The organism is Kitasatospora sp. NPDC092948, assembly GCF_044754805.1.
In the GTDB taxonomy this organism is placed as follows: Bacteria; Actinomycetota; Actinomycetes; order Streptomycetales; family Streptomycetaceae; genus Kitasatospora.
In genome coordinates, this window is the sequence record NZ_JBIVPU010000002.1 from 63,712 (window position 1) to 76,719 (window position 13,008).

Sequence of the window (13,008 nt, forward strand, 5' to 3'; positions counted from 1 at the left end):
CATGGCAAAGACCGAGAAGAAGACCGCGCAGCCGACTCGCAGGGCAGGCCTGTTCGAGTACGCGCCCGCGCCCGAGTCCCCCGCCGCCGCGGGTGAGATCGCGACGTCCTACGGCCACTTCATCGGCGGCCGGTTCGTCGACTCCTCCGGCTCGGAGGCGCTGAAGACCGTCAACCCGGCGACCGAGCAGGTGCTCGCGGAGTTCGCGCAGGGCACCGAGGAGGACGTGGACCGCGCGGTGCAGGCGGCCCGCAAGGCGTTCGCCGACTGGTCGGCGCTGCCGGGCAGCGAGCGTGCCAAGTACCTGTTCCGGATCGCCCGGATCGTCCAGGAGCGCAGCCGCGAGCTGGCTGTCCTGGAGTCGATCGACAACGGCAAGCCGATCCGGGAGACCCGCGACGTCGACCTGCCGCTGGTCGCCGCGCACTTCTTCTACTACGCGGGCTGGGCCGACAAGCTGGACTTCGCCGGCTTCGGTTCGAACCCGCGTCCGCTGGGTGTCGCCGCGCAGGTGATCCCGTGGAACTTCCCGCTGCTGATGCTGGCCTGGAAGGTCGCCCCGGCGCTGGCCACCGGCAACACGGTGGTGCTGAAGCCTGCGGAGACCACCCCGCTGACCGCTCTGCGGTTCGCCGAGATCTGCCGCCAGGCGGGCCTGCCGGACGGTGTGGTGAACATCGTCACCGGTGACGGCCGCACCGGCGCCGCGCTGACCGCGCACCCGGACGTGAACAAGGTCGCGTTCACCGGCTCGACCCCGGTCGGCCGGGCGATCGCCAAGCAGGTCGCCGGCACCCGCAAGAAGCTCTCGCTGGAGCTCGGCGGCAAGGCCGCGAACATCGTGTTCGACGACGCGCCGCTGGACCAGGCCGTCGAAGGCATCGTCAACGGCATCTTCTTCAACCAGGGCCACGTGTGCTGCGCGGGCAGCCGCCTGCTGGTGCAGGAATCGATCCAGGACGAGCTGCTGGACGCGCTGAAGCGCCGGATGGGCACCCTGCGGGTCGGCGACCCGCTGGACAAGAACACCGACATCGGCGCGATCAACTCGGCCGCGCAGCTGGCCCGGATCACCGAGCTGGCCGCCGCGGGCGAGCAGGAGGGCGCCGAGCGCTGGGCGCCGGAGTGCGAACTGCCGGGCGCGGGCTACTGGTTCCGCCCGACGCTGTTCACCGGCGTCTCGCAGGCGCACCGGATCGCCCGCGAGGAGATCTTCGGCCCGGTGCTGTCGGTGCTGACCTTCCGCACCCCCGCCGAGGCGGTGGAGAAGGCCAACAACACCCCGTACGGCCTGTCCGCGGGCATCTGGACGGAGAAGGGCTCGCGCATCCTGTGGATGGCGAACCGGCTCCGGGCGGGCGTGGTGTGGGCGAACACCTTCAACAAGTTCGACCCGACCTCGCCGTTCGGCGGGTACAAGGAGTCCGGTTACGGCCGCGAGGGCGGTCGCCACGGTCTGGAGCCCTACCTGAATGTCGAGGCCCTCGATGTCTGAGTCCACCGTCCGACTGGACATCTACAAGACCTACAAGCTGTACGTCGGCGGGAAGTTCCCCCGCTCCGAGAGCGGCCGGGTGTACGAAGTGACTGACGCAAAGGGCCAGTGGCTGGCCAACGCCCCGCTGGGCACCCGCAAGGACGCCCGGGACGCCGTGGTGGCGGCCCGCGCGGCCGTGAAGGGCTGGTCGGGCACCACCGCGTACAACCGCGGCCAGGTGCTGTACCGGGTGGCGGAGATGCTGCAGGGCCGCCGCGAGCAGTTCGTCGCCGAGGTGGCTGCCGCCGAGGGGCTGGGTGCCAAGAAGGCGGCGGCGCTGGTGGACGCGGCGATCGACCGCTGGGTCTGGTACGCGGGCTGGACCGACAAGGTCGCGCAGGTCGCGGGCGGCGCCAACCCGGTGGCCGGCCCGTTCTTCAACCTGTCCACCCCGGAGCCGACCGGCGTGGTCGGCGTGGTCGCGCCGCGCACCGGTCACGGTTTCTCGCTGCTCGGCCTGGTGTCGGTGATCGCCCCGGCGATCGCCACCGGCAACACCGTGGTGGTGGCGGTCGCCGAGCAGGCGCCGCTGCCCGCCCTGTCGCTGGGCGAGGTGCTCGCCACCTCCGACGTGCCGGGCGGCGTGGTCAACCTGATCTCCGGCCGCACCGCGGACATCGCCCCCACGCTGGCCTCCCACCAGGACGTCAACGCCGTCGACCTGGCCGGCGCGATCGACCCGGACGGCCCCGGCGCGGCTACCGCCCTGGAGGCGTCGGCGGCGGATACATTGAAGCGAGTGGTCCGACCGGCCGCCGACCCGTCCGCCGTGGACTGGACGGACTCCCCCGGCACCGGGCGACTGCTCTCCTTCCTGGAGACCAAGACGGTCTGGCACCCGATGGGCATCTAGCCCGGCCCGACCGGCCAACTCCACACAGACCGGCCGCCCTCAGCGCCCCTACCCCCCCCCGGGGGCCCGGGCGGCCGCGACGGGCCCGCACTTCTCCCCCCCCCTGGTGCGGGCCCGTCCTCATGCCCTCGTCTCCCCGAATCGGGGCCGAACGGCGGGTTACGACCAGCCCGCCGGATGCCTCAGACTGGTATCTCGTGAGTGACTCCCCGCTGAACCGCCGCCCGATATCCCGCGTCATCCTGCTGTCGGGCCCCTCGGGGTCGGGGAAGTCCTCGCTGGCCGAGCGCAGCGGCCTGCCGGTGCTGCAACTCGACGACTTCTACAAGGACGGCGACGACCCGACACTGCCCCAACTGCCGGACGGCGGCGGGCCGGACTGGGACTCGCCGGACTCCTGGCACGGCGAGCAGGCGCTGGCGGCGATCCGGGCGCTGACCTTCGACGGCCAGGCCGACGTGCCGGTGTACTCGATCCCGGCGAACGGCCGCTCCGGCCACCGCGCCATGGAACTGGACGGCGCGGTGGCGTTCGTCGCCGAAGGCATCTTCGCGGCCGAACTGGTCCGCCGCTGCCAGGCCGAGGGCCTGCTCGGCGATGCCCTGTGCCTGCGCAACAAGCCGTCCACCACGGCCTGGCGGCGCTTCCGCCGGGACGTCCGCGAGGGCCGCAAGTCCATCCCCTACCTGCTGCGCCGCGGCTGGCGGCTGATGCGCGCCGAGCGAGGTATCGTGGCCCGCCAGGTCGAGCTGGGTTCGTACGCCTGCTCGGGCGTCGAGGCCGGCCGCCGGATCGCCGCGGTGGCCCGGCAGCTGCCCGCCGAACTGGTCTGAGTCGCAAGGGGGAACAGCCGTGGACGAACGCTGGCTGGTGGCGGGGCTGGGCAATCCGACCCGCCGCTACGCGGGGACCAGGCACAACGCGGGCTTCCTGGTGGCGGACCGACTGGCCGGGCGCCACGGCGCCCGCTGGCGCGGGCTGACCACCCGCACCGCCTCGTTCGAACTGGACGGCCGCACCGTGCTGCTGGCCGAACCGCAGTGGTCGATCAACCTGTCCGGGCGTCCGGTCGCGGCGCTGCTGCGCCGTCACCAGGTGCCCGTGGAGCGGCTGGTGGTGGTCCAGGACGACCTGGACTTCGCGTTCGGCACGGCCCGGTTGAAGCGCGGCGGCGGCCCTGGCGGCCACAACGGCGCGCGCTCGGTGCACAAGGCGCTGGGCACCGCCGACTACGCCCGGCTGCGGGTCGGCGTGGGCCGCCCGCCGAAGGGCACCCGGGTCGACCAGTGGGTGGTGGACCGGTTCTCGCCCGACGAGCAGGAGCGGATGCCCGAGCTGCTGGACCGCTGCGCGGACGCCGTGGAGGCGTTCGTGCTGCGCGGCCTGAACCGCGCCCAGGACGTGCTGCACACCGCCGACGCCCACTGACGGAACGTCACTTCACCACCGGCAGCCCGCGCCGGACCGCCCAGGGCAGCACGAACCACAGGCCAGCGAAGATCAGCGCGACGACGACGGCGATCGGCACGGCGGCGGGGAAGCCGAGAACCACGGCGAGCACCAGCAGGACGGCGCCGCTGAGCGCCGTCGCCAGCAGGATCAGGCCGAGTTGGGCGATCCGCCGGGAGACCTTGACGATCCGCAGCCGGTCCGGGTGGCGGTACAGGCCGCGGTGCAGGGCGACGGGCGTGGCGAGCACGGCGGCCGAGACCACCGACAGCAGCAGCACCACCACGTACAGGTCCTGCCGGGCGTCGTCGAGGGTGGCGAACCGCGGCGTGAACGCGACGCCGAGCAGGAACGCGAAGACGATCTGCACGCCGGTCTGCAGCACCCGCAGTTCCTGGAGCATCTCGACCAGCCGCCGGTCGGCGCGGGCCTCCGGGCTCTCCGGGCGTTCGGGGCTGTCGTCCATCCGCCCATTGTCACGGCGGCGGTCCGGGAAACGCCGGAGGCGGGCCCCGGTGCATTCGCCCCCGCACCGGGACCCGCCTCGTCCGTGGCGCCGGACGGCCCCCGGCGGGCGCTCCCCCGGAGCCGCCTGCCGTCGTCCTGCGCCTTCCCCACCACCCGTCCCCCGACGGGAGTTTCCGTCGCTCAGGCGACCAGCTCGCCGAAGGCGTGCACGGTGTCACCGGAGCGGTTGAGCTGCTCGTCGTCGCGCATCCGGCGCAGCGCGCGCCAGATGGAGCTCTTCACGGTGCCGACGCTGATGCCGAGGATGTCGGCGATCTCCGGGTCGGTGCGGCCCTCGTAGTAGCGCAGCACGAGCATGGTGCGCTGGTTCTCGGGCAGCTTGGCGAGCGCCTGCCAGAGCACGGTGCGCAGCTCGGTGCCGCCCATCGCGTCGGTGTCGCCGGCCTGCTCGGGGAGCTCCTCGGTCGGGTACTCGTTGACCTTGCGGCGGCGCCAGGCGGAGATGTGCAGGTTGGTCATGGTGCGGCGGAGGTAGCCGCCGACGGCCGCCTTGTCGGTGATCCGGCCCCAGGCGCGGTAGGTCGAGAACAGCGCGGACTGCAGCAGGTCCTCGGCCTCGTAGCGGTCGCCGGTCAGGTGGTAGGCGGTGGCGTACAGGGAGGCGCGGCGCTCACGCACGTACGCGGTGAACTCGGCGATGTCGCGTGCCTCGTCCGGTGCGGCGGCCGGCTGCTCGGCCGGCTCCGTCTGGAAGGTCTGCGGTGCGAGCCGCAGCATCCGTCCCGCGGCCGGGCCCCCTGCCCGGCCGTGGACGGCGTCCCCGCTCCTGGTCCCCACAACCGGGCGGCGGGTTCCGGCGCTGTGCGTGCACCCCCGTACAGCGACGGCGCCGGTGTTCTCCTCCTCGTGACGCGGCCGGTTGGTGCCCAGCACGGCTGCACGCGGCCCGGCGTTTCGGGTCGTCAGCGTTGCGGTCATCGGGCACCCCCAGGGTCGGTACGAGCGGTTCCTTGCTCGTCGCCGCTGCCGGGCCGGGCCCGGTGTCTGTTGCGGCGACAAGGAAAATCCTGCCGGTCGCTCGTCATGGCGGTGTCTGCCGACTGTCACAGGGCTGTCACAAGGGCACCCGGCCCGGGGCATTCGTCGGCTCCGAGATGGCTGACGCCGAAGCGGCCCGATCCGGTTCCCGGGAGAGTCAGGATCACCCGGGTGGGTGTTTCCTGGGTCAGGGTGGGACACAATGACCCCCGTGTCTTACCTGCTTCTGATCGAGGACGACGACGCCATTCGCACCGGCCTCGAGCTCGCCCTCACCCGCCAGGGTCACCGGGTCGCCACCGCCGCGTCCGGCGAGGACGGTCTGCGCCTGTTCAAGGAGCAGCGCCCGGACCTCATCGTGCTCGACGTGATGCTGCCGGGCATCGACGGTTTCGAGGTGTGCCGGCGCATCCGGCGCACCGACCAGCTGCCGATCATCCTGTTGACGGCGCGCTCCGACGACATCGACGTGGTGGTCGGCCTGGAGTCCGGCGCCGACGACTACGTGGTGAAGCCGGTGCAGCCCCGGGTGCTGGACGCCCGGATCCGCGCCGTGCTGCGCCGCGGTGAGCGGGAGAGCTCGGACTCGTCGGCGTACGGCGGCCTGGTGATCGACCGGTCGGCGATGACCGTGACCAAGGACGGCCAGGACCTCCAGCTGACTCCGACCGAGCTGCGGCTGCTGCTGGAGCTGAGCCGCCGCCCGGGGCAGGCGCTGTCCCGCCAGCAGCTGCTGCGGCTGGTGTGGGAGCACGACTACCTGGGCGACTCCCGCCTGGTGGACGCGTGCGTGCAGCGGCTGCGGGCGAAGGTCGAGGACGTGCCGTCCGCGCCGACGCTGATCCGTACCGTCCGCGGGGTCGGCTACCGTCTGGACCCGCCCGCGTGACGTTCCCCTTCTGCTTGGTGAGCCTTTTTTGACCGATCATCAGTCCGCGCCGCGCCGCGCCCGTTCGGCGTCCTGGCGGCGGCTCAGTTCGTTGCGGGTCCGGCTGATCGCGGTGTTCGCCGCGGTCGCGCTGGTCACCGCCGTGTCCGCCTCCGGGATCGCCTACTGGCTGAACCGCGACGCGGTGCTCAGGCGCGCCCAGAACGCCTCGCTGAACGACTTCCGCGGCTCGCTGACCCGCAATGTCTCGGACCTGCCGCTGCACCCGACCTGCCAGGACCTGACGTCGCTGGCGGTACAGGTGGCGAGTTCCGGCCTGGCGTACGACGTGGTCGTGGTCGACCCGTCGCTGCCGGACTGCGTCGCGTCCTCCGACCCGATCGCCTTCACCGCCAAGCAGGTGCCGTCGGCGCTGGTCGCGGCGGTCGACAAGCCGCGCGAGATCGGCCCGGGCAACCCGTACGAGTACCACCTGTACTGGCAGCGGGTGAACCTGGCCGGGCCGTACGTGGTCGGCGGGACGAAGGTGGTGCCCGACGGGCCGACCGCCTACATGTTCAAGTCGCTGCAGAACGAGCGCGCCGACCTGAACACCCTCGGCTGGTCGCTGGCGATCGCCACCCTGCTGGCGCTGGTCGGCTCCGCGCTGCTCGCGCAGGGCGCCTCGGCGACGGTGCTGCGGCCGGTGCGCCGGCTCGGCGACGCCGCCCGGCGGCTCGGCGAGGGCGAGCTGGACACCCGGCTCGACGTCGAGGGCAACGACGAACTCGCCGACCTGGCACGGACGTTCAACCGCACCGCGGAGTCGCTGTCAGAGCAGGTCGCGGAGCTGAGCGCGCGCGAGGCGCAGTCCCGGCGGTTCGTCGCCGACATGTCGCACGAGCTGCGCACTCCGCTGACCGCGATGACCGCCGTCACCGACATCCTGGAGGACGAGGCCGACTCGCTCGACCCGATGATCGAGCCGGCGGTGCGGATCGTGGTCTCCGAGACCCGGCGGCTGTCCGACCTGGTGGAGAACCTGATGGAGGTGACCCGGTTCGACGCGGGCACCGCCAAGCTGGTCGCCGACGAGGTCGACATGGCCGACCTGATCATGTCCTGCATCGACGGCCGGGCCTGGTACGACGCGGTGGAGCTGGACGCCCCGCGCGGCATCCTGGCCGTGGTCGACCCGCGCCGCCTGGACGTGGTGTTCGCCAACCTGATCGGCAACGCGCTCAAGCACGGCGGCTCCCCGGTGAAGGTGAAGGTCCGTCAGGACGGCGACACCGTGGTGGTGTCGGTCTCCGACGGCGGCCCCGGCATCCCGGAGGACGTGCTGCCGCACGTCTTCGACCGCTTCTACAAGGCCGACAAGGGCCGGGCCCGGTCCGAGGGCAGCGGCCTGGGCCTGTCCATCGCCGAGGCCAACGCGCTCATCCACGGCGGCACCATCACCGCCGCGAACAACCCGGAGGGCGGTGCCGTGTTCACCCTCACCCTGCCGCTCACCCAACCGCCCGCCCCCGGCCCGGAGGAAGCCCGATGACCGCCCGCCGCCTGGGCATGCTCGTACTGGTGGCCTGCGGGGCGGTGCTGCTCACCGGCTGCGGGATCCGCCCCACCGCGGTGCCGGTCGACGCCGGCGCACCCGCCAGCCGCACCGCCTGCCCCACCCCGATGCTGATGCCGATCGCCCCCACGCCGACCGCGTCGCCGAGCGCCGCCCCGGCGGCCACCCCGGCGGCCGGTGCCAAGGCCGGGCCGACGCCGTCCGGGTCGCCGTCGGCCTCGCCCACGCCCGGGGTGTTCGGTGCGCCGTCCGCGAGCCACTGCCCCTGATCACCCGTACGGCGGAACCACTGCCGGTACGGCGCGCGTCCCCCGGAATGTGCACACCACTGCGCGAACCGACCGCACGACGGCGCCGTACCGGTTCAGGACGGCAGCCCGGCTGCTGCTCCCGTTCCACCTGCTGGTGCTGGGCTGGCTGGCCCTCCGCCCGGTGACGGCCCCCTGGACCGGCCCGTCCAACCTCACCCCGTTCGCCTCGGTGCACCAGGCGTTCACCGCCCACACGCTCCCGGGCGCCCTCGCCTCCGGCCTGCTCCCGCTGGCCCCCGCCGGGCTGCTGCTGCCGCTGGCCGTCGGCAGCCCGCACCGCTCCTGGCTCTTCTCGTTCCTCCGCACCACCGGCGCCGCCGCCCTGCTGGCCACCGCCCTGGAGATCCTGGAGGGCTGGGCCCCCGGCCACGTCCTCGACGTCGACGACATCCTGCTCGGCACCGTCGGCGCGGCCGCGGCCCACCTGCTCCTGACGACCCCGCTGCGCGCCCTGGTGCGCCGCGCCGGGACGCCGCGCCGGGAGAGCCCGAAGAGCCGCCCCCAGGCGGCCCCGCGCCCGACTCCGGCCCCGATGCTGGGCAGCGGCCGGGTCCAGCCCTTCAGGTAGGCCGGGGCCGCGGACCCGGCGGCCCGCCCTCCGTCGATCGTCAAAACCCGTCGCCCGTCCATTCGTTCACCATCGGTCGCGCGAAATGCGCGGCCCGCGGAGAACGCCTTTCGAAATGCCCGTGCCGCTGCGTGGCGTCAGCGCAGGAACGACCCGAGGTCGACGTCGATGACCTGGTCGGCGGACGGCGGGGTGACCGTCATCGGCGCGCCGTAGTCGCTGAACAGAATGGTGCCCCCGTCCCCGGCGCCGTACTTCAGCCGCAGCAGGTACGGCTCGCCCTCCGCGGCGATCGCGACCTGCACCGCCTCCGACTCGTCGGCGGTCGGGGAGAGCTCGTCGGCGACCTCCCCCGTCCACTGGTGCAGGAGCACCGCCGGGACCCCGCCGATCCGGGTGACGCCCTCGCGGATCCACGGCGTGTTCGGGTCGCCCGTCGTCTCGTCGAGGTAGCTCAGCTCCACGAAGGCCAGCTCGCAGGTGTCGAACAGTTGGGTTCCGACCGAACCGCGGCCGGCGATCCACTTGTCGTCCGCCCGGTCCTCACCAGGAGCGACGGGCTCCCTCATCCAGGTCTGGCTGCCCTTGCGCAGCAGTTCGACCCGCAGGGGCGGCAACTTGGCACCGCTCACGATCGGGTCGCCCTGGGACACCTCGCCGATGCAGTCGCCGCTGCGGGCGGCGAAGGCCTTGATGGTGGTGGTGCGGCCCTGCGCGCCGCCCTGCCGGGCGACCGTCCGCACGGAGGGCGCCCGCTCCCCGGCCGCCAGTGCCCTGGCGACGATCTCGTCCCCCGAGAGCCCGTCGAGCCCGTTCGCCGCGACCGGCTTCGGGTGGCCGTCCGACCCGCAGGCGGTCGTTCCCGCCATCGCGAGGGCGGCCAGGAAAACGGCAGGAAGCAGCCGGTTCGTACGCATGAGAACTCCCCTTTGTTCCCTCAGGAACAGTCAATCGCGTGAGAGTGTTTCACTCCGTCGGGCCCGACCACCAGTCATTTCTGCGGCAATACCCATGCTTTGCCCTTGCTTGCCCGAAAAGATTGCTCGTGCGCGTCCCGACGCCCGCTCAGCGGCTCCCGTCGGTGGCGAACCGGTAGCCGCTCGCGTCGACGATCAGCCCGGCGGGCGGCGGGGTGACCGCCACCGGCTCGTCGAAGGCGTCGAACCGCATCGCGACCGCGCCGTCGCCGCTCTCGTCCACCGACAGCAGGCGGGGCTGCCCCTCGTCGGCGATCGCCACCGTCCCGACCTGGCTGTCCGGGCCGCCGTCCGCGGTCCGGAAGCCCAGGAACACCGCCCGGGTGCCGCCCACCTGCCGGACGCCGGACTTGGTCCATCCGGTGGCGGCGGCCGGCTTCAGCGGCCCGTCGGCGGTGGCCAGGCCGAAGAGCCGGTCGCAGTAGCCGGAGAACCGGTCGAGGTCGGCGGCGCCGGTCAGCCACTTGTCGGCCAGTTCGGGACCGGCGTCCGGCAGCATCAGCCGCAGCATGGCGTCGGACGGCTTCACCCACACCGTGCCGCCCTGCCGTCGGACCTCCGCCTCGACGCCGCCCTCGGAGACCGTCCCGGTGCAGTCGCCGCTCCGGCCGACGGAGAGCGAGTACTCGAGCGTCCCCGACTTCTCCGGCATCCGGACCGTCCCGCGCAGCGAGGTCAGGCCGGCCCCCGCCTGCCGGGCCCGGTCGAGGATCTGTTCGGCCGTCAGCTCCTCCAGCCCGCTGCCCGTCCCCGCCGCCGCCCCCGCCACGGCCGCGGTGTCGCCCCCGCCGGCGCTGTCCGGTTCGCAGGACGCCACCGCGACCACCCCGGCCGCGCCCAGCACGACCAGCCCGACCAGCACCGTGGTGGCCGGCCACTGCCTCGCCTGCATCGCTCTCGCCCCTCGCTCGCTGTCCGGACGATCCCGGTGCCGCGAGTCTCCCAGCCGCCGGGGGCCGGGCACCAAACGCTCCCCGGCCGCGGGACGGGACGGGCCGGTCTCGGGGTCCGTCCCGGAGGCGACCCCGAGACCGGCGTCCCCCGGGACGGGGAGCGGCTCCGGGTCCGAATCCGCATCGCGGCGGACGGAGAAGCACAGGTCGCGGCGCGACGATGGAGTCATCCCCGGTCGGACCGGCCGAACCGGAAGCACTCCCACGGAGAAGAAGATGAGCATCCTCGCCCGCCCCCGTCACGACCGCGTCATCGGCGGCGTCTGCGCCGGTATCGCCCGGCGCTTCGGCTTCACCCCGTGGACGGTCCGGATCGTCTTCCTGGTGTCCTGCCTGCTGCCGGGCCCGCAGTTCCTGATCTACCTGGCGCTGTGGCTGCTGCTCCCCCAGGAGCCGTGACCCGCCCGCCGCACCCCACGAAAGCGCCCGCCGCCCATGACGCCCATGACGAAGGGGCCGCCCCGCACACTGCGGGACGGCCCCTCGGCCGTTTCTGCGGGTCGGTCGCCCGCGCTCCGACGGAGCGTCAGCCGCCCACGCCGGGCAGGGCCGGCAGGCCGGGGGCGCCGCCGCCGGTCGGGGAGAGGCTGGTCAGCGTGCTGATCACGCCGCCGACCGGGGTCTTGGCCAGGCCCTGGCCGCCGGGGACGGAGTCCAGGCCGCCGATCCGGTGCGCGGGCGCGGCCTGCGGGTCGACGCCGGCCGGGCCGACCTGCTCGGCGACCGGCGCGGTCTGCTCGGTGGCCTGGGCCGGGGCGGAGCCCTTCGCGGGGGCGGCCTGCGCCGGGGTGCCGGCGGCCGGGTTGAGCGCGCCGGTGACGGTGCCGAGCTGGTCGGCGCCGGGCAGCTTGCTCACCGCGCCCGTGGCGGCACCGGTCACGCCCGGGTTGGTGAGCGCGCCGGTCGGCAGTCCGAGGCCGCCGGGGGCGACCGGCGCGGCCGAGGCGGTGCCCGCGGCGACGGCGGCGGCGACAACGCCGAGCACGGCCGTGCCGGCAGCCTTGAGAGTGGCCTGCTTCATGTGTGCGTCCTCAGTCCTGGTCGGGCCGGTGCGGGGTCGGACGCCCGGGGGATTCAGGGCGCGGCCGTCACACCGAGTCAGCAGTGACCGGCCCACCGTAGTGAGGACGCGGGACTCGGTTCAAAATCGAGCCACTCCCCCGAGTGATAAGTCCGACCATCTCCATGGACGTTGACCACCCGGGGGATCACCCCGGCTCTCAGTCGCGCGGACCGAACAGCCATTCGGCCTTCAGCTCGGCGTAGCCCGGCTTGATGACGTCGTTGATCATCGCCAGCCGCTCGTCGAACGGCAGGAACGCCGACTTCATCGCGTTGACGGTGAACCACTCCAGGTCGCCCAGCGTGTACCCGAACGCCTCCACCAGGTGCCCGAACTCGCGGCTCATGGAGGTGCCGCTCATCAGCCGGTTGTCGGTGTTGACGGTCACCCGGAACTTCAGCCCCGCCAGCAGCCCGATCGGGTGCTCGGCGTACGACGCCGCCGCGCCGGTCTGCAGGTTCGACGTCGGGCACATCTCCAGCGGCACCCGCTTGTCGCGCACGTACGCGGCCAGCCGCCCGAGCTCCACCCGGCCGTCCTCGCCGACCGTGATGTCGTCCACGATCCGCACGCCGTGGCCGAGCCGGTCCGCGCCGCAGCACTGCACCGCCTCCCAGATCGACGGCAGGCCGAACGCCTCGCCGGCGTGGATGGTGAAGTGGTTGTTCTCGCCCTTGAGGTAGTCGAACGCGGCCTGGTGCCGGGTCGGCGGGTGGCCGGCCTCGGCGCCCGCGATGTCGAACCCGACCACGCCGCGGCCCCGGTGACGGTTCGCCAGCTCGGCGATCTCCAGCGAGCGGGCCGCGTGCCGCATCGCGGTCAGCAGCGTCCCGACCCGGATCCGGTGCCCGCGCGCCCGGGCGTTCGCCTCGCCCAGCCGGAAGCCCTCGTTGACGGCCTCCACGACCTCGTCCAGGGTCAGGCCGGCCTCCAGGTGCTGCTCCGGCGCGTACCGGACCTCGGCGTACACCACGCCGTCCGCCGCCAGGTCCTCCGCGCAGTCGGCGGCCACCCGGATCAGCGCCTCCCGGGTCTGCATCACCGCACAGGTGTGCGCGAACGTCTCCAGGTACCGCTCCAGCGACCCGGAGTCCGCCGCCTCCCGGAACCACGCCCCGAGTTCCTTCGGGTCGGTGGTCGGCAGGCCTTCGTAGCCGCATTCGGCGGCCAGTTCGACGACGGTCTCCGGCCGCAGCCCACCGTCCAGGTGGTCGTGCAGCAGGACCTTGGGGGCGCGGGCGATCTGCTCCGCCGTGGGGATGCGCGGGGCCGTGGTGCCCGCCGTGACCGGAATCTGCTTCTCCATTGCCGGAGCATAGACCCTACGCGCGTAGATCGCCTACCACC

15 protein-coding genes are annotated in these 13,008 nt (G+C 73.3%); 9 read left to right on the plus strand and 6 right to left on the minus strand.

Annotation, left to right across the window (positions count from 1 at the left end):
• The first annotated feature begins 1 nt into the window (after position 1).
• From ACIQF6_RS04915 to pth, 4 genes are all read left to right on the plus strand, one after another.
• Positions 2–1,495: an aldehyde dehydrogenase family protein gene (locus ACIQF6_RS04915; protein WP_400890239.1), complete on the plus strand. Its 1,494-nt coding sequence runs from the start codon at positions 2–4 to the stop codon at positions 1,493–1,495.
• Positions 1,488–2,390, plus strand: coding sequence for an aldehyde dehydrogenase family protein (locus tag ACIQF6_RS04920; RefSeq protein WP_400890241.1), 903 nt, complete (start codon positions 1,488–1,490; stop codon positions 2,388–2,390). Before ACIQF6_RS04915 ends, ACIQF6_RS04920 begins: the two co-directional genes overlap by 8 nt.
• Before the next feature lie 197 nt (positions 2,391–2,587).
• Positions 2,588–3,223, plus strand: a complete 636-nt coding sequence (locus tag ACIQF6_RS04925) for an ATP-binding protein (RefSeq protein WP_400890243.1) — start codon at positions 2,588–2,590, stop codon at positions 3,221–3,223.
• 19 nt (positions 3,224–3,242) lie between these two features.
• The gene (gene pth, locus ACIQF6_RS04930) at positions 3,243–3,818 is read left to right on the plus strand and encodes an aminoacyl-tRNA hydrolase (RefSeq protein WP_400890245.1); all 576 of its coding nucleotides are present in this window, start codon (positions 3,243–3,245) and stop codon (positions 3,816–3,818) included.
• 7 nt (positions 3,819–3,825) lie between these two features.
• Here pth and ACIQF6_RS04935 read toward each other — a convergent pair whose 3' ends face one another.
• Positions 3,826–4,305 (minus strand): DUF6328 family protein, encoded by a 480-nt coding sequence (locus ACIQF6_RS04935; RefSeq protein WP_400890248.1) that lies wholly within the window; start codon positions 4,303–4,305, stop codon positions 3,826–3,828.
• A gap of 182 nt (positions 4,306–4,487) precedes the next feature.
• Positions 4,488–5,285: a SigE family RNA polymerase sigma factor gene (locus ACIQF6_RS04940; protein WP_400890250.1), complete on the minus strand. Its 798-nt coding sequence runs from the start codon at positions 5,283–5,285 to the stop codon at positions 4,488–4,490.
• A 271-nt stretch (positions 5,286–5,556) separates the two neighbouring features.
• Here ACIQF6_RS04940 and ACIQF6_RS04945 point away from each other — a divergent pair, with 271 nt between their 5' ends.
• The 4 genes from ACIQF6_RS04945 to ACIQF6_RS04960 are packed head-to-tail and all read left to right on the plus strand — an operon-like array spanning position 5,557 to position 8,668.
• The gene (locus ACIQF6_RS04945) at positions 5,557–6,234 is read left to right on the plus strand and encodes a response regulator (protein WP_400890252.1); all 678 of its coding nucleotides are present in this window, start codon (positions 5,557–5,559) and stop codon (positions 6,232–6,234) included.
• A 28-nt stretch (positions 6,235–6,262) separates the two neighbouring features.
• On the plus strand, positions 6,263–7,765 hold the full coding sequence (locus tag ACIQF6_RS04950; RefSeq protein ID WP_400890254.1) for an ATP-binding protein: 1,503 nt from the start codon (positions 6,263–6,265) through the stop codon (positions 7,763–7,765).
• Complete coding sequence (locus ACIQF6_RS04955) at positions 7,762–8,058, plus strand: hypothetical protein (protein ID WP_400890256.1); 297 nt, start codon at positions 7,762–7,764, stop codon at positions 8,056–8,058. The genes ACIQF6_RS04950 and ACIQF6_RS04955 overlap by 4 nt, the downstream gene beginning before the upstream one ends.
• A gap of 49 nt (positions 8,059–8,107) precedes the next feature.
• Positions 8,108–8,668: a VanZ family protein gene (locus ACIQF6_RS04960; RefSeq protein ID WP_400890258.1), complete on the plus strand. Its 561-nt coding sequence runs from the start codon at positions 8,108–8,110 to the stop codon at positions 8,666–8,668.
• 137 nt (positions 8,669–8,805) lie between these two features.
• Here the strand turns inward: ACIQF6_RS04960 and ACIQF6_RS04965 are convergent, their stop codons facing one another.
• Together ACIQF6_RS04965 and ACIQF6_RS04970 are read right to left on the minus strand one after the other, a co-directional pair.
• Positions 8,806–9,585, minus strand: coding sequence for a hypothetical protein (locus ACIQF6_RS04965; RefSeq protein WP_400890260.1), 780 nt, complete (start codon positions 9,583–9,585; stop codon positions 8,806–8,808).
• A gap of 148 nt (positions 9,586–9,733) precedes the next feature.
• The gene (locus ACIQF6_RS04970; protein WP_400890262.1) at positions 9,734–10,537 is read right to left on the minus strand and encodes a hypothetical protein; all 804 of its coding nucleotides are present in this window, start codon (positions 10,535–10,537) and stop codon (positions 9,734–9,736) included.
• Between the two features lie 277 nt (positions 10,538–10,814).
• Between ACIQF6_RS04970 and ACIQF6_RS04975 the strand changes: the two genes are divergently transcribed.
• Positions 10,815–10,997, plus strand: a complete 183-nt coding sequence (locus tag ACIQF6_RS04975; protein ID WP_400890264.1) for a PspC domain-containing protein — start codon at positions 10,815–10,817, stop codon at positions 10,995–10,997.
• Between the two features lie 127 nt (positions 10,998–11,124).
• Here the strand turns inward: ACIQF6_RS04975 and ACIQF6_RS04980 are convergent, their stop codons facing one another.
• Complete coding sequence (locus ACIQF6_RS04980) at positions 11,125–11,619, minus strand: hypothetical protein (RefSeq protein WP_400890266.1); 495 nt, start codon at positions 11,617–11,619, stop codon at positions 11,125–11,127.
• Between the two features lie 199 nt (positions 11,620–11,818).
• Positions 11,819–12,967, minus strand: a complete 1,149-nt coding sequence (locus ACIQF6_RS04985; protein WP_400890268.1) for an adenosine deaminase — start codon at positions 12,965–12,967, stop codon at positions 11,819–11,821.
• Positions 12,968–13,008 lie beyond the last annotated feature (41 nt).

What these genes read in the sequence shown, in the direction of transcription:
- ACIQF6_RS04915 (WP_400890239.1), top strand. Translation starts at nt 2, where the DNA reads ATGGCAAAGACCGAGAAGAAGACCGCGCAGCCGACTCGCAGGGCAGGC.
- ACIQF6_RS04920 (WP_400890241.1), top strand. Translation starts at nt 1,488, where the DNA reads ATGTCTGAGTCCACCGTCCGACTGGACATCTACAAGACCTACAAGCTG.
- ACIQF6_RS04935 (WP_400890248.1), bottom strand. Translation starts at nt 4,305, where the DNA reads ATGGACGACAGCCCCGAACGCCCGGAGAGCCCGGAGGCCCGCGCCGAC.
- ACIQF6_RS04940 (WP_400890250.1), bottom strand. Translation starts at nt 5,285, where the DNA reads ATGACCGCAACGCTGACGACCCGAAACGCCGGGCCGCGTGCAGCCGTG.
- ACIQF6_RS04955 (WP_400890256.1), top strand. Translation starts at nt 7,762, where the DNA reads ATGACCGCCCGCCGCCTGGGCATGCTCGTACTGGTGGCCTGCGGGGCG.
- ACIQF6_RS04965 (WP_400890260.1), bottom strand. Translation starts at nt 9,585, where the DNA reads ATGCGTACGAACCGGCTGCTTCCTGCCGTTTTCCTGGCCGCCCTCGCG.
- ACIQF6_RS04970 (WP_400890262.1), bottom strand. Translation starts at nt 10,537, where the DNA reads ATGCAGGCGAGGCAGTGGCCGGCCACCACGGTGCTGGTCGGGCTGGTC.
- ACIQF6_RS04975 (WP_400890264.1), top strand. Translation starts at nt 10,815, where the DNA reads ATGAGCATCCTCGCCCGCCCCCGTCACGACCGCGTCATCGGCGGCGTC.
- ACIQF6_RS04980 (WP_400890266.1), bottom strand. Translation starts at nt 11,619, where the DNA reads ATGAAGCAGGCCACTCTCAAGGCTGCCGGCACGGCCGTGCTCGGCGTT.
- ACIQF6_RS04985 (WP_400890268.1), bottom strand. Translation starts at nt 12,967, where the DNA reads ATGGAGAAGCAGATTCCGGTCACGGCGGGCACCACGGCCCCGCGCATC.